This is a genomic window from Nocardia salmonicida NBRC 13393, from assembly GCF_001613085.1.
GTDB lineage: Bacteria > Actinomycetota > Actinomycetes > Mycobacteriales > Mycobacteriaceae > Nocardia > Nocardia salmonicida.
In genome coordinates, this window is record NZ_BDBR01000009.1 from 231791 (window position 1) to 250678 (window position 18888).

Here is an 18888-nt window from a genome sequence, read left to right on the forward strand (position 1 = left end):
CGTAACCTGTCGGATAATCTCGAATGTTGGACCATCGATGACAAAATTTACACTCGGTTGCATGGTAATTATATCCTCGCTACGTCTACTTACATTGTGTCAAACTTCTCTCGACCTTCCGCCGGTGTGAATACAGTTCCAGCAGGCGGGTCCTCGATTATCAGCGCACCCCTTTCGTTGTCCCAGTAGGCAGTCCGGCCATTGCTGAGATATCTCTGCTCAGTCGATATTTCGCCGTCAAGAACCTTGCGCACGTACTCAGCTAACCCGGTAGCTGGAACGCCGGCGACGTAATGCGACCCATCGCCTTGTTCCGCGCGCCCATTCGCGTGTTCGGCAATCTTAGTTGCGATTTCCTTCGTGACAGGATCGGTCCCTCCGAGGGCGCCGTCATCAATTGAGGTTATCAGAATCGGCAACTCGGCAATAGTCGGCAGTCCACGTGTTGTCAGCACAGCGATGGTGAAGGTGAAGCCGCTAAGCGCGGCGAGGAATGTGTTGGCGGGACCAGCCAAAGCTCCGGCAGCCTGGTTCAGGAAGTCGCTGTCCTCTTGGCGGTCGCTAGGTGTCTGTTGCTTGCTTGGTGACTTTTGCTTCGTTGGTGGCTCTTTGACCCGCACCGTCGAAGTCCCGATCTGAATAGCGGTGACGACCACCACCATGGCGAGCTGGGTGTTCATGTCCGAGCGCATTGTTGTCAAAGCAACCTTGTGGGCGTCAACTGCGGCAGCGATGTCTCGGGCGGCAGCTTCGATCTCGCCGACGCTCGTAGCGAGCGTGCGAAGGTGGCCTGCATGGTTGGGGATGTCTTCCGGGACCTTGGATCCGTAGCCACTCTCCAGTCCGGAGGCGACCACTAATAGTCGTCCCTTGCCGCCGTATACCGGGTCCGACTGAGCGAAGGTCTTCCATGCGGTTGCGGCGCGCGCGAGCTTGTCGGTGTCCCCGTCAGGGACTTCGCCACCAGCGACAAGTGCGGTGACTTTGTCCTGCAGTTCGGTCCAGTCCGTCTCGAGTCCGCGACTGTTGGTCCCCGATGATGCGACGCCGGTAACTGCGCTCGCATCATAGGGTACTTCCGAGGGGAAGCCACTGGGCAAAGCCGGCGGCTCACCCTTTTTGGGGTCGCGGTTGGCTTTGTACTCCCCGCACTTCCAGTTGTAGCCGGCCGCGGTCAATATGTCCCCGAAGTGTTGCAGGGCCTGCGCGAAGCTGGTTGCTACCAGCGTCACTGCGGCGGCGTGTTCGTCGTAGGCCTTCGACCACGTTTTGACCGCCTGGTAGCCGCCGGCCATAGCGCTGGTTTCTAAAAGGACGGTTTGCAGTGAGTTGTAGACGGTTTGGAATTTCTCCGACAGGTCGTAGCATTCCTTGGCCGCGCTCTCATAGGACTGCGGGGAGATTGAGCCCACTGAGTTCAGCCACCGCTCATTCTCAAATTAATCTCCGCTGCCGCACTGTAGGCGTCGCGGGCGGTGACTGCGGCGTTGTACATCTCAGTGATTCCTTCAACCACTGCGGCTGCCCCGGTTGCCCATTCGCGGTAGGCTTCCTCCTGGGCGGTGGCAGCGGCTCCCTGCCAGTTTTGTTGGATGGTCGCGATTCGGTGGTTGATTCCGTCGAGACTTTCGGTGAGAAACCCAATGAATCCATTGGCGCGGGTGACGAGCTGGTCCAGCTCATCGATGTCGAAAGTGAAGTCACGAGAGTTGTCGACCATCACATGTTCAGTTCCGGTAGGTCGAGCGAACTCAGGTTGATGGAATTCGAGATGTCTTGATTGGCAATGGTTTTGCTTGCGACACCCAAGAGTCCACCCATGGTGTTGAGGGCGTTCAACACGTCGGCTGCGCCCTTCTTGGTTCCCGTCCAGCCGTCCCCGAATGCATCTGCCGCGGCGCCGTTCCAATTGTCAAGGACGCCTGATACCTCGCGGTCAAGCGAATTCAGTCCGTTGATCAGAGAATCTGCGACTTGCTGGATGTAGGCACCGGCATCAGTCACCTCGCCTGGAACCATCGCGAAATCTGTTCCGGGCGTACCCGACTCAGTCGACACGCGAGCCCCCTCCTCATATATCGAGACCAACGTAGCGACACTCGGGCACGGAACGCAACAGCAAAGGTGTTGACCTGCGGGTGCTCCCCCAACTCCCCACGTCCGATCGGCAAGCGTCCGGCCAGATCCCGACACTCGCCTGCCATCTGCAGCCGGGTGGTTCGTCGCGGACTCAGGCCAGGCATGCAAGGATCGCGCGCGTGAATGCAGGGGATATCAAGGGGCGCAACCGGTCTCAACGTGGAGTGATCAATATCGCAATCGTGCTCGGTGTCGCCGCGATTGTCGGGATCGCCGCTGTCACGCTCCGGTTCGTCGATGCGGGCACGCCCGCAGCCTCGGCGCCGAGTACGACAACGACTGGCAAGCCGTCGACCCGAGGCCTAGGAGTGTTATTCAGTTTCGCGCGCGCTGATGATGGGCGGGCCGTAGCAACGCTGATCATCTACGAGGTTGTCGCGCTGCCAGGGGCCTGCCTGGAAGCGGGCGGCGAGCCGGGCCACGGAGGTCTTGCGGTGCGGTATGAGGTCGACAACCCTGGGTCACTGACCTTGTCGATCGAGCCCAACAACGCCGAGATAACCACCATCGACAAGGCGGGCGTTTCTCACCATACGAGAAACTCCAGCTTGGCGCCTGGTTGCCGGGACTACCCCGCAGCGGCCAGCGCCGCGCCAGGCCGTAAGACCGCTGGTTGGGTTGTCGTCACCATCGTTCCCAGCCGTGACATGGTCATCATCCGGATGGGTGTCCCGATGCGCATCGACCCCGCCAATCCGGTCGCGATACTCACTGGCAGTGGCAACCCCGACAACAGGGAGCTGTACCAGCGCATCAGCGCGGCGGTAACCGACATCCCTGCCGAGCCGTATGTGAACCCGTACGCCACCGAGAGCTCACGCTTGCCCATCCGTAACCTCGATGATCTGATCGAGGTGATCGACCCGGTCACTGCCGCGAGCATCCTTCTCGGTGTCGGTCCCTACGCCTCCAGCGCCTGCAATATTCTGTGGTGCAACGGAAAACCCGTCCCGGTCGACGTGTTCCGGCTTCTGCTCGACGTCAGCGGTCAGCTGGCCGCCGCGATCACCGCTGCCGGCAACGCGCCGAGGTGATCGCGCGGTGACGGCGGCGGCCGGGTCAGGATGTCATCGATCTGCAACCCGTTCACCCACCCGTGGCCTGCATGCGCCATGCTTGTCCTGTGGTTATCGCGTCTGATGTCGTCCCCGTGCGTGGCAGTGAGTACTCGGTCCTGTTGCGCCGTGTCCGGGAGGCGGACCTGCTCGACCGGCAAGTGGGGTACTACGGGTGGAAGAGCGCGCTGACCGCGACCGCCTTCGTTGCTGGTTGGGCGGCATTTTTCGCCATCGGTGACTCGTGGTGGACGCTGGTGGTCGGGGTGTTCCTGGCCGCGGTGTTCTCGCAGATCGCGTTCCTCGGCCACGATGCCGGGCACAAGCAGATCTTCGCCGGGCGGCGGGCCAACTACCTGTACGGGCTCATCGCGGGCAATCTCGCCATCGGGCTGAGCATCGGATGGTGGACCAGCAACCACAACCGCCATCACGCCCACCCCAATACCGAGGGCATGGACCCGGACGCGATGGGTGTGCTCGCGTTCTCCGGCGACCGCGCGCGGGCCGGAAAGGGTTGGCGGCGCTTCATTTTCCGCTACCAGGCGTGGCTGTTCTTCCCGCTGCTGCTGCTCGAAGGCGGCAGCCTGCACTGGAAGAGCATCGTCGCGGTGTTCCGCTGGCCGATCCCGAACCGCGTTTGGGAGGGCGCGCTGCTCGCCGCCCACTTCATCGGTGTGCTCTCGGCGGCGTTCCTGGTGCTGTCGCCGGGTAAAGCGTTGGTGTTCATCGCGGTTCAGCAGGGCCTGTTCGGTCTGTACATGGGCTCCACCTTCGCCCCGAACCACAAGGGCATGGAAGTTCTGCCCGAAGGCGACAACACCGACTTCCTGCGCAGACAGGTGCTCACCTCACGCAATGTGCGCGGCAGCTTCCTCGTCGATACCGCGATGGGCGGTCTGAACTACCAGATCGAGCACCACCTGTTCCCGTCGATGCCCCGTGCCAACCTGCGTCTCGCTCAGCCGATGGTCGCCCAGTTCTGCGCCGAGATCGGCGTTCCCTACTGCGAGACCGGCCTGTTCGAGTCCTATCGGCAGGCGATGGCCCACCTCAACGAGGTCGGCCGCCAGACTGTGCAATAACGCCTACTGACCGACCGCCTCGTTGTAGGCGGCGGTGAGTTCGGCGAGCACGCCATCATCGGGAAGCGGCGCGCCACGCAGGTGGGTGGCGCGCAGTTCATCCATGAATCGGTCCCACATCGGTGGCCCGCCCGCGGCGAGCAACTCCGCGCGCACGGTCAGCTCCGGGGTCGTGTGCAACCACCGCGCACCCCACGCACCCAATGCGGCCAGCACCGGAACGAGCTGAATCGCGGCCTCGGTGAGGTGATATTCGACCTTCTGTCGATGGCTCGGGTCGTCGTCGCGAGTGAGGAGACCCGCGGAGACGAGTTTGGTCAGGCGCGCGGCCAGGATGTTCGACGCGATGCCCTCGACGGACCCGGTGAGCAATTCCCGGAAGTGCGTCTGCCCACCGAACATGATGTCGCGCAGGATGATCAGGCTCCAGCGGTCGCCGAGCAGCTCGACCGTCAGATTGATCGGGCAGCCCGACTTGCCCGGCGGTACGGGCAACTTTCCTTGGGCAACTGGTTGCGGCATAGGATCAGTCTAGGATACGTTCGTCACTGCTTGCACAGTGCAATCAGAAAGGGCACCTCGATGGCTCAGATGGTTCGCGTTCAGAACTTCAGCATTTCCAGCGACGGGTACGGCGCGGGGGAGGGGCAGAGTCTCGACCGGCCCTTCGGGCACGCCGACCCCGCTGACTTCATGTCCTGGGCGGGCGCCACCGCGCACTGGCCCAACCGCACCGATCCCGGCGGCACCTACGGCCTCGACGACTACATCACCCGCGATTTCGCCTTCAACATCGGCGCGGAAATCATGGGCCGCAACAAGTTCGGGCCATTCCGTGGCCCGTGGGAGAACTACGACTGGCAGGGCTGGTGGGGCGACAACCCGCCGTTCCACACCCCGGTCTTCGTCCTCACCCACCACGAGCGCCCGTCATTCACCTTGGCCGACACCACTTTCCACTTCATCGACGCTACCCCGAAGGACGCACTGGCCAAGGCTCTCGACGCCGCCGACGGCAAGGACGTTCGCATCGGCGGCGGCGTCGCCACGGTCCGCGAGTTCCTCGCCGCCGATCTCATCGACGCGATGCACATCGCCGTCGCACCAGTGGAAATCGGTGCGGGCGAACGACTGTGGGAAAGCTCGAACGAATACGACGACCGCTTCCACCACGAGCAGATCCCCAGCCCGAGCGGAGTGGTACACCACTTCTTCTGGCGCCGATAACTACCGCCTGACCTGAGCAGCGGCGATAATAGTGTGGTGCCAACAGATCCCGTGCTGCTCGACAACCTGACGCTGGAACAGTCCTCGGTAGTCGCGAACAACGCGATGAATCGCGGCCGAGGACTGTCCGGCGTCAACAGCTACACCCGAGAGCTCGGTTTCGACCCCTACGAGATGCTTGCCGAACGCCTGCGCGCCGACTCTACGGCTCGGGTCACGTGGGTCGACGTCTGCTGCGGTTCGGGTCGCGCGCTGCTCGAGGCAGAGGAACGCTTCGACCGAGAATTCCCCGACGCCGACCTCACCATCATCGGCCTCGACCTCGTCGACTTCTTCCTGAACAAACCCCGCACCCCCCGTCTGCACCTGCTCACCACCTCGGCAACAACCTGGACCCCACCTCACAAGGCGGACCTCGTGACCTGCGTACACGGTTTGCACTACATCGGCGACAAGCTGGCCCTCATCGAATCGATGACAAATTGGCTCGCTCCCACCGGCCTCTTCGCCGCCGACTTCGACCCAGCCGAAATCCGCCACCCCACCGGCTCACCGGCCGCCGAGGCAGTCATCGAAACGCTGCGAGCGGCAGGCCTGACCTTCAACCGCCACCGGATCCACGGCCACGGCCGCCCTGAGTTCACCGCCACCTACCTCGGCGCCGACCCGGCGGCAGGCCCCGGCTATACCGGCCAGCCCTCGGTGGTCTCCTACTACGACTGGTGATTCCCCGCCGAAGAGTCTGTCAATGCTCGCAGAGGGAGAATTCTCGTTCGTACAGTTCGTCGTTGTGTTCGTCGATGAAGAACTTCCGCTCTCGCATCAGTTCTTCGCGGAATTCCTCGGCTTGGGCTGCCGTCATCGTCGACGTGGGTGACCACGGTTGTTGTGGCGGGATGTCGGAGGTCGAGACGATGGTGATCGACGGGTCTACCAGGAAGAAGGCCAGGATTTTGCGGTGGCCGTTTCGGGTGGGGTCCTGGAGTCGGAACGGGGCGACGCGGTGTTGGAGGATGTTCGGGAAGGCCACGCAGCGACCTGCGGTGGCCTGGACTGATCCCAAGTCCTGATTGAGGATGTCCTCGTCGGCGAGACCGAAGACCTCGCGCATTCCGGTCTCGTCGTTCTGCTGGTACTCAGGGTCGTCGACGGCGGCGCGGAAACCGAGCACGCTGTCGGTGATGTTCTCGTTGTCCCAGTAGTAGATTCCGGTGGCGACGATGCGCTCGTTGAGCATTGCTTCGACGTGCCACGAACCGCCCGGGTATTCCGGCTTGCCGGGTGTGAGGTGAATGTTGGCGAGTTTGACGATGACCTGCAACCGGCGGCCGTTGAGGTCGACTCGGACGGTGTCGTCGGCGGGCGTCGGCGGCTCGAAGACGGGGGCGTCGGGGATGGCCGGTCGGCGGTTTTCCCACCAGTGGTTCCAGGCCTCTTCGTAGGCTTCCTCGGCTTCGTCGCTCTCCCCGGTCGGCTGGATGGGTTCGCTGTCGTCGTACCAGGTGAACGGGTTCACGTCGATGCGCACGGGCCGTGGTTGCCGAAGGTCGGTGAGTACATTCGCCAACAGGGGGAGCATGCGCGCGAAGAGTTCCGGCAGTACGGATTCGAGTGCGTGATGGCGAGCCGGGTCGACGTTGTTGACGTAGGAACGGAAGGCCACGTCGCCACCGTCGGTGACGTCGACGTCGGTGGGCAGCCATTGGAACTTCTTCGAGTACGCGTACTTGGCATCGTTGGTCGCCGGGCTGGGCCACGGTGCGTCGGCGGGACGGCTGACACCGTGTACCAGGCAATACAACGACGGGTGGACGAGATTGCGCACCTGACCGTTCGAACCAGGATGCCAATCTTGTTCGGCCGCGGGGACATCCTCCAATACCCGCGCCGCCTCACCCAGTCGAGCACGCAACGCCTCGTCGATCAGCGTGTCCGACTGCCACACCCCATCGACGGCGGATACCTCGATCCCGGTCGTCTCGTCGCGCAGCCCGGCGTAGTACGCGAGTTCATCGAGCACATAGCGGATTTGGGCTTCCGTCAGGCCGAGCTCGGCCGCTTCCCGAGTCCATCGGGCGACGATGTCGGCGTCGTCGATCTTCTGATGCCACTGCGATTTCGCCCGGATTGCGCCGCTCAATCGCATCATCTCCAGCTCGCGCACCGACCGGACCGGCGCGACAGCCGCCAGATAAGCGACACGAAAGGGCAAGGGAAACGGCGCGAGCTGGGTCAATTCTCTATTCTCTCAACAGTTCTGGCGAGCGAAACGAGGCGAATGCCGCAGACGACACTAACCGACAGCAGGCTCGCCGCCACGTACGGCGGATCGTTGACATAGCGCCCGAGTGCGGACCCGTGGTGTCCGACCACGAGGTATCCGAGGTCGGTCGCCAGCGGTTTCACTGTGTTGTCAGATCATCCGAAATCGAACGACGGCGGGATGGCGACGATCGTGGCAGCCGCCCACACGCCGTACACGGGCAGGTAGTCGGTCTGCCAGCGTTCGACAGCGGCGAAGGTCTTCGTGCCGCGTACGAACCCGAAACCGAGGTGGCCCGACCAGATGAGGTTCACCAGCAGCACCACGTTCAGTCCGAGCGCGACCACCTTGTTCGGAGTGGAACCGAATTCGGCGATCCGGGTGAGCATGGCGGCCAGCATCACGACGTCGACGACCAGTGCGGTCACGACGAGGAGTAGTTGCAGGCGGTCGAAGAAGGCGGGTGGGGTCAGCGGATCGCGGGCGGAGATCGTGTAGAGGAGCAGGCCCAGGACCAGCACGAGGATCAGGTCCATCAGGATGAGCAGATCGCGGTCGATCGCGGTCAGGCTGTGGGTGGTCGCGAGGGCGGCGAGCAGCGCGAACAGCATGACGATGGTGAGCGGGGTGAAGACCCTCGTGAGCACCGGCGCGATGTTCTCCACGACGTTCTGCTTGGCCTCGACCAGCCAGGCGGCGACGATCACCGCGCCCGCGATGCCGAAGGGCAGCACCCAGTCCTCGATCACCGGCTCGATGTCGAAGTCGAGGGTCCCGAACGCGCCGACCGTCAGTCCGATCAGGACGCCGCCGCCGAGCGCCAGCAATGTCAGGTAGACGAACCATTCCCCGGTGAACCGGATGAAATCCATCCGCCGCCGCCCGGATCGCCAGTCGCCGCCCGCGTAGGCGAGCCCGACCGCCAACCACAGCAGGATCGGCGCGTGGATGGCGGCGATGATCTCGGTCGCCCCCTCGGGCTCGAACGGATAGAGGTTCAGGACCAGCGCGGTGAGTGCGAACGGCACGAGCAGCACGGCGGCCACCCGTGCGGAAACCTGGCGCTTCCACGCGAAATATGCGGCGAGGAAGGGTAATACGAGCAGGCTGAGGTTGCGGCCGAGCGCGGGGCCGTCCAGCCAGGTGAAGCCGGCCTTCACCGTTAGCGCCGCTCCTACGGCGAGGGCGAGAACCACCATCAGCTCTCGATTGCCCGCACCGCCCTCGGACTCCTCCGGCACCAGAACGAGCTGCTTCCAAAGTCTTTCGGAATGCTCGAGCGCGAACTCGCGCGAGACAGCGTCCATGCTGCCCATCCGCTTCACCGCGACGAGAAAGGCCTCGTCGCCGGACAGGCCACCGGCCTGCAGGGTGGAGATCTGTTCGCGCAGATGGTCTTCCATCTCGTCGACATCGGCGAGTGAAATCGCACGATGGCGCTGGACGTACCCGCGCCACTGATCGATATGGGCTTGCAATTCGGTCTCCATCACGCCCATCCCTTCTCGACCGGTCTGGTCGCGCTGCGCCAGACCTGTTCGAGTGCCTCGGCGACCACGCTCCACTGGGCTTGTCGTTCGGCGAGCGCGGCTCGGCCGGAATCGGTGATCAAGTAGTGCTTGCGCCGACGTCCGCCCTCGGACACCCGCCATGTCGACGACACGTGCCCGAGTCGTTCCAGTCGGTGCAGCAGCGGATACAGCATCCCGTCGGTCCACTGCATCCGCCCGCGCGAGAGCTGGTTGACCTGCTCGAGGATGGCGTATCCGTACGACTCGCCCTCGGCCAGAATTCCGAGCACCAGCGGCGTCGCCGAGGCTGCCACCAGGTCTTTGTCTATCCGCATCGCACTCCTATACCTAGAAGATCTATGTCATAACCTAGCAGATCTAGGTATATAGGGGTGAATGTCGCACCCTTGGGTGAGGATTTCGTTGAATCGCCTAACGACCGTGTGGAGGGCCCCGATGAAGTCTGCATATACGCGCTACAGCGCGTAGGGGACACAGAATCGAGGAATCATGAAGAACGCAGTTCGGATGGGTGCGCTGATCGCCGTCGCCGCGGCGTTGGTCGCAGGCTGCACTGACGAGAGTGGTTCAGGGACAACCACTTCCACTTCCCGCGCGACGGCCGTCTCGTCGACGACGCGCGCGCCCGCGCCGGGCACCCAGGCTCCAGGGGCGACCGCGCCCGAGGAGACGGCCGCACCCCAGCCCGGCGCCACCACCGAGCCGGAGCCTGAAACACCGCCGGTCACACAAGCTCCCACGCTGATCCCGGCGCCCGACACCACCGCTCCCGCCCCCGCTGACAACATCAGTGGACCGGGTCGGTGCGTAGACCCGGCCTCGACCGGTGTGCAGAACGCCCTCGCGAGCCTCGAGGGAAGCTGGGTCGCCGGACAGGCTTCCACTGATCAACCGGGCAGCTGTGGTCAGCTGTTGTATGTGCGCGCTATCGGCGGCAATTCCGCGGGTGCGCCGATCCACATCCTGTTCTTCCGCAATGGAAAGTACCTGGGCACAGGCACTTCCGAGCCGTATGCCTTCACCACCGTCGTCGGGTCGAGCAACAACGCGGTCACCGTCGACTACCGCTGGCTCGCCGGTGACGAACCCTTTGCCGCACCCCAGGGCGGCCCCGCGACGATCACCTACTCGTGGAACGGTTCGAAGGTGGTGATGGGCGGCACGCTGCCGACCGAAGTCACCCAGCCACACCGCTGATCCGATCTCGGATGCCCTGTGCGCCGGGCAGGTGGGGGTTCAGTTGTGCGGGTGTAGCACCAACACGGTGATCTCGCTGGGTGCGAAGACCCGCAGCTGCGGACCCCAGAAGCCGGTGCCACGGCTGGTGTAGAGCTGGGTGTTGTTCGCGTGCCTGCTCAGGCCCGCGACGACCGGCTGGTCGAGCCGGACGAGATAGTGGAACGGCCAGATCTGCCCACCGTGGGTGTGACCGGAGATCTGCAGTGCTACTCCTGCCGCGGCGCTGTCGGCGATCTGTTTGGGCTGGTGGGCCAGTAGAACGACCGGCAGCGAGGGGTCGGCGCCCGCGAGCGCGGCGGGCAGATCGGGGCCGTGACCTGGCAGGCCGACGCCGGTCGGGTCGTCGATGCCTGCGATGACGAGCCGGTCGCCGTCGCGGGTGAGCACGCTGTGCTGGTTGTGCAGCGGCTGCCAGCCGAGCGAGGCCATGTAGTCGATCCAGCCCTGGGCGTCCCCGAAGTACTCGTGATTGCCGGTGATGTAGAACCGGCCCAGCGGCGCCTCGACCTTGCCGAGCGGATCGACCTGCGCCTGGCGTTTCGCGACCGAACCGTCTGCGAGATCACCGGCGTGACAGGCGATATCGGGCCGCTGGGCGTTGACCACCTCGACCACGCGCTCCGACCAGCGCAGCCGGTTCAGCGCCGCGTAGTGGGTGTCGGTGACGACTACGACCCGCAACCCGTCGAGCCCCTGCGCCAGCCCACGGATCGCGACATCGACCGTGCGCACTCGCGGCACCCGACGCGCCTCATACACGCCCCAGCCGACCAGCACCGCCGAGGTGACCAGTACCCCCGCCGCCACGATGCGCGCACTGTCGACCCCGCCGACGGCCAGCGCGCCACGCACGAACAACCCGATCACGGACCAGGAGAACACCACCCACAGGACCCCGAGCAGGGTGTCGCCGACGATCACCGCCGGATCGGACTGCGCGGGTCCGTGCCCGAGGAACATCGTGAGGGGCAGGCACACGAGGGCGGCCACACAGACGGCCGTTCCGATCCAGAACAGCGTCCCGCTGCCGCCGGTCGGCGACGAGACCAACGTCCACCAGGGCATCCCGAACAGCAAGGCGAGGACCAGCGACAACATCATCAGGCGTACGGCGATCTTCACAGCGGTCCCGTTCTCGGCAGGGGGCGGCCGGGCGCGGCCACGAGTCGACCTCCCAGGGTAGCCCTCCGGCCGGGCGCCCCCTTCGCCGCGAATCCGCAGTTCCGGGCATATCTACGAAGCGGGCTGCCCCACTTCACAATTCGAGGTTCCCCGGGGATCGAGGGCGCGCTATGCTGCCCGGCAGGGCCCCGCGCGCAGGTTTCGCACCGCGGCGGGTCGAGTGGGGAAGCGGCGTGGCCGCACAACGGGAAGGTCAGTACACCGATCATGCGTGGGGTAAACAAGCTTTTTCGGGGGGTCGTGGCAGGCGCCGTGGTGGCGGTGCTGCCGTTCGGCGCGTCGGTCGCGCCCGCGGCCGCCGATGCCGACCCGTCCGCGATCGACTTCCGGGTGGAGACGTCGATGGGGGAGATCAACACCAGGATCATCCGCGCGGCCGACGGCAACACCGATCGGGTGGTCTACCTGCTCGACGGCGAACGTGCCGAGGACGACCTGAACGGCTGGGAGAAGCACACCACCATCCCGGCGCAGATCGCGAAGTTCAACATCAATGTCGTGATGCCGGTCGGTGGACAGTCCAGCTTCTACGCCGACTGGGAGCAGCCGAGCAACTTCTTCGGCGTCAACCCCGACGGATCGTTGCTGCCGAGCGCGGACTCCGGTTCGGCGATCGGCGGGTGGGAGGACACCCAGGGCAAGACCAACACCTACCAGTGGGAAACCTTCATCACCAAGACCCTGCCGGACGCCATGAAGTCCCGGCTCGGCTTCAGCTCGACCCGCAACGGTGTGGTCGGCCTGTCCAGTGGTGGTAGCGCGGCGATGTTGATGGCGGCCTACTACCCGGAGCAGTTCACCTACGCGGGCTCGCTGTCGGGCTACCTACACATGTCGATGCCCGGCATGCGTGAGGCGCTCGGCGGGGCGATGATCGCCAGCGGTGGATACAACATCGAGGCGATGGCGCCCGCGGGCAGCGAGAAGTGGAAGCGGATGGACCCGTACGGGTTCGTCGAGAAGCTGATCGCCAACAACACCCGTCTCTATGTCTCCGCCGGTAGCGCCAAGCCCGCCGATCAGGACCTGTCCTCGGTCGACGCGATCACCCAGGGCATGCCATTGGAAGCGATCGCCCTAGCCAACACCCGCTCGTTCGAAAAGCGCGTGACCGCACTGGGTTACGAGAATGTCAGCTACGACTTCCCCGACATCGGTATCCACAACTGGGGCACCTGGGAACAGGTCGCCATCCGCCTGATGCCGGACATGGCACGCAATATCGGCAAGCCCTTGCCCGCGGGCGCCACGCCGCCCGCCGGTGGTGCACCGCCCGCCGGCGGACCTCCGGCCGGTGGTCCGCCCGCTGGTGGCGAACCACCGAAGTAGCTTTTGACACCAACGAAACCGCCGCTACCCACATTCGGGTAGTGGCGGTTTCGCGCTCTCGGAGATCGGTCGGTCAGTGTTGCGACGATCAGTTCGTTCTGATCAGACTCTCGTTCGACCAGCCCCATATGGTGCTCGAACGGTGGCCGATCTCGGCGGGTGGTGCGGCGACGGTGCGGGTGAGGCGTTGGAGTTCGCCCCAATCGCGGGTCCAGTCGTCGGCCAGGTAGGCGGGGATGGTGCGTGGCTGCATGAGCATGCCGGTCCAGCCGAGGGGGCCGCCGCCGGTGTCGCCCTGCCAGGTTTCGGAGACCTGGGCGTTGAGTTTGTCGGGTTGGATTCGCCAGATCGGCATCTCCGCGACACCGTTGTGGTGGTCGAACGGGCGCTGGCACGGGAAGGCCAGTCCCACATGCCAATCCGCGAGGATCGGGTCGGTGCTGCCGACCACGGTGTTCAGGCTCGACAGTTTCGGCAGGCGGGGTGGGGTGATCGCCAGCCACTGCATAGGGTCGGGCTCCGCTGCGTCGACGACCAGTCGAATAGCTGTGGTGTCTGCGGGAATTCGGTCCAGGGCGACCGGGATGTTGCGCCAGCCCGGAGCGCCGCCGACTGATGGCGGGGTCGAATCGCCCAGGGCAGTGATGGTTCCGTCGCCGTCACGACGCGCGAACTCCACCCGCAACCGCTGACCCGGCATGCGCGAACCATCGGGCGCGGTCGACTCGATTCGTCCGGCCACTGTCAGGATCAGCACTCTGTACGCCGGGTTCTGCTGTGCGGCAGCGAGATCCATCCGATACCACTGCGTGGTCAGCTGCGTCCGCTGGGGCTCGCCAGTCGAATAACTACCGAGCACCGGCGTCCGTTCCGGGGCAAGCCCGAACGGCAATGCCGCCGTGCTCCCGTTCACACCGGCCACGGCGGGGCCGGACGCACCAGGTGCTCCCGGCGGTCCCGCGTTCGGACCGCTCGGCGGTGCCCCAGTGGAACCACCTGGTGCGGAGCCGTTCGTGCCGCCAGGAGTAGCGCCCCCGGTTGGTGCCGCGCCGCCGGGCACACCTCCACCGCCGCCAGAGTTGCCGGGTGCGCCTCCACCGGGACCAGAGCCCCCGGGTGCGCCTCCACCGGGGCCGGGTCCGCTGGGGCCAGGTCCTGAACCTGACGGTGGGGCCGAGGATTGGCCGGGTCCGGGATCGGGGGCGAGGCTGCCGACACCGTTCGGGGTGAAGCCTGTGTTCTCGGCGGCCAGGCCCTCGGCGACGGTGCCGCTGTAGGGCGTGAGCAGTGAGTCCGCGGTATTCGTCTCGACGAGAACGTCATCGGCCATCGCGCACTGGTCACCCGTCAGCGCGCGCAGATTCGACAGTCCGACCGAGTACGCCGGGTACTGCGAAACAGCTGCCACGGCAAGCGATCCCACCTCGAACAGGACCATGGCCGCTGCGGCAACGGTCAGCGGCGCGACAGCCGGGGATTTGCGATCGGGCCGGCTGCGCCGAGCGCGATAGCCACCGGACTTCAGCTGTCCGCCGCTGGCGCGTTCGAGTACGTGACTCAGGTCGGAGCCAGCTGGAACTGCGGCATCGTTGTCGGTTCCGTCATCGCCGGTGCCACCGTCGTCATCGCTCAGGTCTCGGAGGTCACCGTCGCCGACCGACGAGGCCTCGATGCCTGCGCGGTAATACTGGAACAGCGCCGCGAGGAAGGTCGCGGCCGTTGCGGCGAGGAAGAGCGTCGACACCTCGATGCCGCCGAGGGTGGGTGCGCGGTCGGGCCAGGGGACTCCGTAGCCGGAGACGTACCACCAGCCGTTGGAGCCGGTGAAGCTCACGGCGAGCAGGAACAGCACTGCGGCCGCGAACAGGGTTCGCAGATAGTTCTGGCCGAGGCGGACCAGAGCCACCGCCGTGATCGCGGCGAGTGCGGCCGCCAGGCCCGCGTAGACACCGAAGTGGTGGGTCCACTTGGTGGGGGTGAACATCATCAGCAGCAGGGCCATGAAGACGACGGCGAGGATTCGGGTCACCGGACCACGGGCGGTCGCCGGGATGCGACCGCGGCGCAAGGTCGCGACGATGCCGACCGCGAGACACAGGAGCATGGCGAGGACGCCGAAGCGACGGGCCAGGGAGCCGTCGGGGTTGACCGACAGCAGGGAATCCCAGCGGGTGCGCTCCTCGAACCAGGACATGTCGGGACCGACCAGTTGGCGCACGCGGGTAGCTTCGAGGACGGTCGAGAAGGTCTGGTCGGCGAAGACGACGACCAGCACGAGAGTGCCCGCGGCGAGGATCGGGGCCACGAGCGCGGTGTACCGGAGGAAAACGGCTCCTCGGCTGGCGCCCGAATCCGGTGTGGCGCGCGCGATGATCGTCTGGATCACCGGTCGCGAACCGGCCAATAGTGCAGCCACGCAGATCAATCCGGTGGGACCGGCCGCGAGGGAGAACGCGGCGATCAGCACCGCGACGGCGGCGGGCAGCAGGCGGTGGGTGGCGATCGCCCGTTCCATCGAGCACCAGGTGAGCAGGGCACCGACGGCGATCAGGGGTTCCGGGCGCAGTCCGTTGTTGTAGGGCAGCCAGATCGAGAGGAACACCAGTGCCGCTGTCCAGCGCGCCATTCGGCTCGAACTCACGCCGGAACCCAGGCGCGGCAGCACTTCCCGGCTGAGGACCAGCCAGCACACGAACCCTGCGAGCAAGGCGGGCAATCGCATCCACAGCCCGGTCTCGCTGACCCGGGTCATCTGCGCGAGTACCTCGTAGGGCCACCCGAACGGGGCCTCGGCGACCTGGAACCACCGATAGTAGTTGGCGGTGTAGCCGGCCTCCTTCGACGCGCGCGCCATCGTGAGGATGTAGCCGTCGTCAGAGCTGTTGGCGCCGACCACATGCCACACGACCAACGTGCCCGCGACCACCGCGTCGAGACCGGTGAACCGCCACCAGCGCGCGGGCAGGATGCGGCGCGTACGGCGACCGTCACGAGTGTCGCTGCGGTGCAGGCCGATCAACGCCAGCAGCGCGCACAACACCGCCCCGATGATCGCCGCCAGTTTCCAGCCGGTCGGACTCGACGAGAACCGCGCATCGATCTCGGCATGCAGCCGCGCGTCTCCCATCCGTCCGCGATCCAATTCGGTGAAGACCCCGACCACCTGCGGGCGCACATCAGTGTCGACGGTCGTCTTCATCGGCGACCCATCGGCCCGGGCCATCCCTGTGAGCTCGGCGGTCGTGCTCGTCGCCGTGGACACCACCGTCAACGCACCACATCGAGCATCTTGTGCACTCTCGGGAACGGCTGCTCCCGGCCCGCCGGGCCCGCCATTCGCACCGGTCGGTGGCTTCGCAGTCGATGGCGGTGCGCTGCTCGGCCCGTTCGGCGGAACCGCGCCCGAAGGGGGAGCGCTGCCGGGGGACGGCGCGCCGTTGGGGGGAGTGCTGTCGGGAGATTGTGCGCCAGCGGGGACAGGTGGCCGGTTCGCGTCGGTAGGCGGAGGTTGGGTGCCATTGCGATCGTCGGCGACCGAGCCCTCTTTCGCGGGAGCATTCCCCGCGATATCCGCGATCGGCGCGCTCAACAGCAGCTTGTCGCGCAGCACCACCGACAACGTGCGCCCGGCTCCCGGGCGGTCCTCGATGCGCGCGACCAAGCCTTTCGACCCTGCTCGCGGCGCCTGGGCGGGAACGGTGGACAGCACGGTCCCGCCTGTCGTATCGCGCAATGCCGTGCACGGAATGCTCACATCGAGCGATAGCGGCACATAGTCCACGAGCGGCGCGCTGAGTTGCATCGACTGCGGCTGCGGCCAATCAAGACTCGCGCGCTGCTGCTGAACCGGCAGTAGCGGAGTCGCCACCGCCAGCACCACACCCAGCGCCCCCGCCGCGATCCCGATTTTCTGCACACGGCCGAAGCCGGAAGAATCTCCACCCACAAACGACGATGCTAGCCCCGTGGGCGGCGCAGTTCGGTGACGGCGATCCTCGCCGCCTCACCGATCGCGGCGTCGACCACCGGCAGCATCGGATCCGCGCGTGCTGCACGGGTGAAAACCGCAACCGCTACCGGTGTTTCGCCGGGGAACTCGATGACAGCGACCTCGTTGCGGATCACCCCGATGGTGCCGGTCTTTCCCGCGACGAGCACCCCGCGATGGGGGAATCCGGCGGCGATGCGGTGCGGCCAGATCTGCTTGCTCATCACCGTGCGCGCGAATTCGGTGCTCGCGGTGGACACTATGTCGCCCGACCACAGCTTCCACAGGAACCGGGTCATCTCCTCGGGCGTGGTCGCGCTGGCGTAGGAGGGGTCGTAGGCAGAGACAGTCCACGCCTCGTCGTTGTCGGCCAGCGCCGCGAAAGCCTCTGCGGTGCTGTGGGTGTCGGTGTCGCGGACCAGGCTGAGGTGCTGGTCGGCCGTGCCGCCGACGATGCGGGTATCCGTGAGGCCCAGTTCTTGGAGGAGCTCGCCCACGGCGGCGAGGCCGACCTCGCCGAGCAGGACATCGGCGGCGGCATTGTCGGACACGGTCATCATCGATGTCGCCAGATCGCGGCGGCTCAGGGTGACCGGATCCAGCAGTGCCGCAAGGCCGGTAGGGCCGGGAGTGCAGTCGGCGGGATCGATGGTGAGCCGACCCGCGGGGTCGATCAGGCCGTGGTCGACCTGTCGCAAGAACGCAGCCAACAGCAGCAGTTTGTAGACCGACGCGACCACCACGCGGTCGTGCCCACCGACGGAGACCTCGCCGGCGGACCCATCGCAGCGCCGGGCGTGCAACCACCCGACGCAGCCCGCGTCGGCGAACACGGCACGGATCCGGGCACTCGCCGATTCCGGACCGCCGGCACCGCCGTTCCTCGCCGTGTCGAACACGCTCATCGCAGCCGCTCCCGGTACAGCACCCGATCCAACGCATCGGCATGCGCGCCCGCGTCCGCTCGGCGAATCACCCTGACCCGCAGGGCAATCGACTGCGGCGCCAACGTGAGCCATGCCACCCCCGGTGTCGGCGTCGGCGTGGTGGCGGTGACGCCGAAGCTCGTGCCCGCGGCCACGGCGGCCATCACCGCTCGATCGTCGGGAGCCGCGAGCGGCGGTGCGTCCAGTCCACGTTCGCGCAGCAGATCGATGATGCTGTCGAAGGCAGGCGGGTTCGCGGCGCGCGGTGGATGGGCGAAGTTCAGTCCGGCGAGCATCGGGAAGGTCGGTCGTTCGGCGGTGGTGGTGCGGTGCTCGGCGGGCACCACCAACCACCGCGGTATCTTCACCACCGGTCCGGCCTCCACCCCGTCGACCAGCGCCGGATGTTCGATCACCGCCACATCGCACACGCCCGCGCGCACCTCGGCGACGAGATCGACGGTCGTGGCCAGTGTCGTCGCCACGCTGCCACCGGCGGCGCGCAAGCCCGTGACACACGCGGTGACCAGACGATCGGGCAGCGCGGTCGTCGCGGCGAATCGCACGGTCCCGCTGAGCTGCGCGATCCGCTGTGATTCGGCGAGCAATCGGTCGGCGTCGTCGACGAGCAGCCGGGCACGCGGGAGTAGGTGCTTGCCCGCGGTGGTGAGTAGTGCGCCCTGGCTGGTGCGGTGGATGAGTTCGACGTCGAGATGTTGTTCGAGGCGGCGCAACCCCTGCGACAGGGGAGGTTGGGTCATGTCGAGTGCCGCTGCTGCCCGCCCGAAATGGCCCTCGTCCGCGACAGAGACGAAGAACCGGAGGTGGCGGATCAGATCCATATCGGCCATTGAACCAGCGCTCTTGCCGCGACTCGGGCGATCTGCGGTGACGAGCTGGTCGGTATCGGTCTTCCCTGTCGC

General features: G+C 65.9%; 17 protein-coding genes. 6 read left to right on the forward strand and 11 right to left on the reverse strand.

Annotated elements, in window-relative coordinates; translation table 11 throughout:
• Positions 1-89: 89 nt before the first annotated feature.
• The 3 genes from NS1_RS10935 to NS1_RS10945 are packed head-to-tail and all read right to left on the reverse strand — an operon-like array spanning position 90 to position 2058.
• A complete protein-coding gene (locus NS1_RS10935) occupies positions 90-1412 on the reverse strand; it encodes a hypothetical protein (protein WP_062983855.1) in 1323 nt (440 codons plus the stop codon).
• A gap of 5 nt (positions 1413-1417) precedes the next feature.
• Entirely contained in the window at positions 1418-1720 is a 303-nt protein-coding gene (locus tag NS1_RS10940) for a WXG100 family type VII secretion target (RefSeq protein WP_062983857.1), read from the reverse strand.
• Entirely contained in the window at positions 1720-2058 is a 339-nt protein-coding gene (locus NS1_RS10945; RefSeq protein ID WP_157125172.1) for a WXG100 family type VII secretion target, read from the reverse strand. The genes NS1_RS10940 and NS1_RS10945 overlap by 1 nt, the downstream gene beginning before the upstream one ends.
• Positions 2059-2258: 200 nt before the next feature.
• On the opposite strand from NS1_RS10945, the gene NS1_RS39975 reads away from it, so the two are divergent.
• Together NS1_RS39975 and NS1_RS10955 are read left to right on the forward strand one after the other, a co-directional pair.
• A complete protein-coding gene (locus tag NS1_RS39975; RefSeq protein ID WP_157125173.1) occupies positions 2259-3173 on the forward strand; it encodes a hypothetical protein in 915 nt (304 codons plus the stop codon).
• An 89-nt stretch (positions 3174-3262) separates the two neighbouring features.
• Positions 3263-4279, forward strand: coding sequence for a fatty acid desaturase family protein (locus NS1_RS10955; RefSeq protein WP_255284487.1), 1017 nt, complete (start codon positions 3263-3265; stop codon positions 4277-4279).
• 3 nt (positions 4280-4282) lie between these two features.
• Here the strand turns inward: NS1_RS10955 and NS1_RS10960 are convergent, their stop codons facing one another.
• On the reverse strand, positions 4283-4801 hold the full coding sequence (locus tag NS1_RS10960; RefSeq protein ID WP_062983863.1) for a winged helix-turn-helix transcriptional regulator: 519 nt from the start codon (positions 4799-4801) through the stop codon (positions 4283-4285).
• A 60-nt stretch (positions 4802-4861) separates the two neighbouring features.
• On the opposite strand from NS1_RS10960, the gene NS1_RS10965 reads away from it, so the two are divergent.
• Both NS1_RS10965 and NS1_RS10970 read left to right on the forward strand, forming a co-directional pair.
• Positions 4862-5506 carry a dihydrofolate reductase family protein gene (locus tag NS1_RS10965; protein WP_062983865.1) on the forward strand — a complete coding sequence of 215 codons (645 nt, stop codon included), beginning with the start codon at positions 4862-4864 and terminating at the stop codon, positions 5504-5506.
• A 36-nt stretch (positions 5507-5542) separates the two neighbouring features.
• On the forward strand, positions 5543-6232 hold the full coding sequence (locus NS1_RS10970) for a class I SAM-dependent methyltransferase (protein ID WP_255284488.1): 690 nt from the start codon (positions 5543-5545) through the stop codon (positions 6230-6232).
• A 19-nt stretch (positions 6233-6251) separates the two neighbouring features.
• On the opposite strand, the gene NS1_RS10975 is transcribed toward NS1_RS10970, so the two are convergent.
• The 3 genes from NS1_RS10975 to NS1_RS10985 form a co-directional block, all read right to left on the reverse strand.
• On the reverse strand, positions 6252-7742 hold the full coding sequence (locus NS1_RS10975) for a DUF4246 domain-containing protein (RefSeq protein ID WP_062983867.1): 1491 nt from the start codon (positions 7740-7742) through the stop codon (positions 6252-6254).
• A gap of 182 nt (positions 7743-7924) precedes the next feature.
• On the reverse strand, positions 7925-9268 hold the full coding sequence (locus NS1_RS10980; RefSeq protein ID WP_062983869.1) for a permease prefix domain 1-containing protein: 1344 nt from the start codon (positions 9266-9268) through the stop codon (positions 7925-7927).
• Complete coding sequence (locus tag NS1_RS10985; RefSeq protein ID WP_062983871.1) at positions 9259-9615, reverse strand: PadR family transcriptional regulator; 357 nt, start codon at positions 9613-9615, stop codon at positions 9259-9261. Before NS1_RS10985 ends, NS1_RS10980 begins: the two co-directional genes overlap by 10 nt.
• A 175-nt stretch (positions 9616-9790) precedes the next feature.
• Here NS1_RS10985 and NS1_RS10990 point away from each other — a divergent pair, with 175 nt between their 5' ends.
• Positions 9791-10498, forward strand: a complete 708-nt coding sequence (locus NS1_RS10990; protein WP_084503646.1) for an LppP/LprE family lipoprotein — start codon at positions 9791-9793, stop codon at positions 10496-10498.
• 39 nt (positions 10499-10537) lie between these two features.
• On the opposite strand, the gene NS1_RS10995 is transcribed toward NS1_RS10990, so the two are convergent.
• Positions 10538-11662, reverse strand: a complete 1125-nt coding sequence (locus NS1_RS10995) for a metallophosphoesterase (RefSeq protein WP_307618838.1) — start codon at positions 11660-11662, stop codon at positions 10538-10540.
• Between the two features lie 267 nt (positions 11663-11929).
• Here NS1_RS10995 and NS1_RS11000 point away from each other — a divergent pair, with 267 nt between their 5' ends.
• Positions 11930-13051: an alpha/beta hydrolase gene (locus tag NS1_RS11000; protein ID WP_062983875.1), complete on the forward strand. Its 1122-nt coding sequence runs from the start codon at positions 11930-11932 to the stop codon at positions 13049-13051.
• 88 nt (positions 13052-13139) lie between these two features.
• Here the strand turns inward: NS1_RS11000 and NS1_RS41590 are convergent, their stop codons facing one another.
• The 3 genes from NS1_RS41590 to NS1_RS11015 are packed head-to-tail and all read right to left on the reverse strand — an operon-like array spanning position 13140 to position 18816.
• Positions 13140-16997 (reverse strand): arabinosyltransferase domain-containing protein, encoded by a 3858-nt coding sequence (locus NS1_RS41590; protein WP_255284489.1) that lies wholly within the window; start codon positions 16995-16997, stop codon positions 13140-13142.
• A gap of 11 nt (positions 16998-17008) precedes the next feature.
• Positions 17009-17944 carry a serine hydrolase gene (locus NS1_RS11010; protein WP_062983877.1) on the reverse strand — a complete coding sequence of 312 codons (936 nt, stop codon included), beginning with the start codon at positions 17942-17944 and terminating at the stop codon, positions 17009-17011.
• Positions 17941-18816 carry a LysR family transcriptional regulator gene (locus NS1_RS11015; RefSeq protein ID WP_174562643.1) on the reverse strand — a complete coding sequence of 292 codons (876 nt, stop codon included), beginning with the start codon at positions 18814-18816 and terminating at the stop codon, positions 17941-17943. Before NS1_RS11015 ends, NS1_RS11010 begins: the two co-directional genes overlap by 4 nt.
• Between the last annotated feature and the right edge of the window lie 72 nt (positions 18817-18888).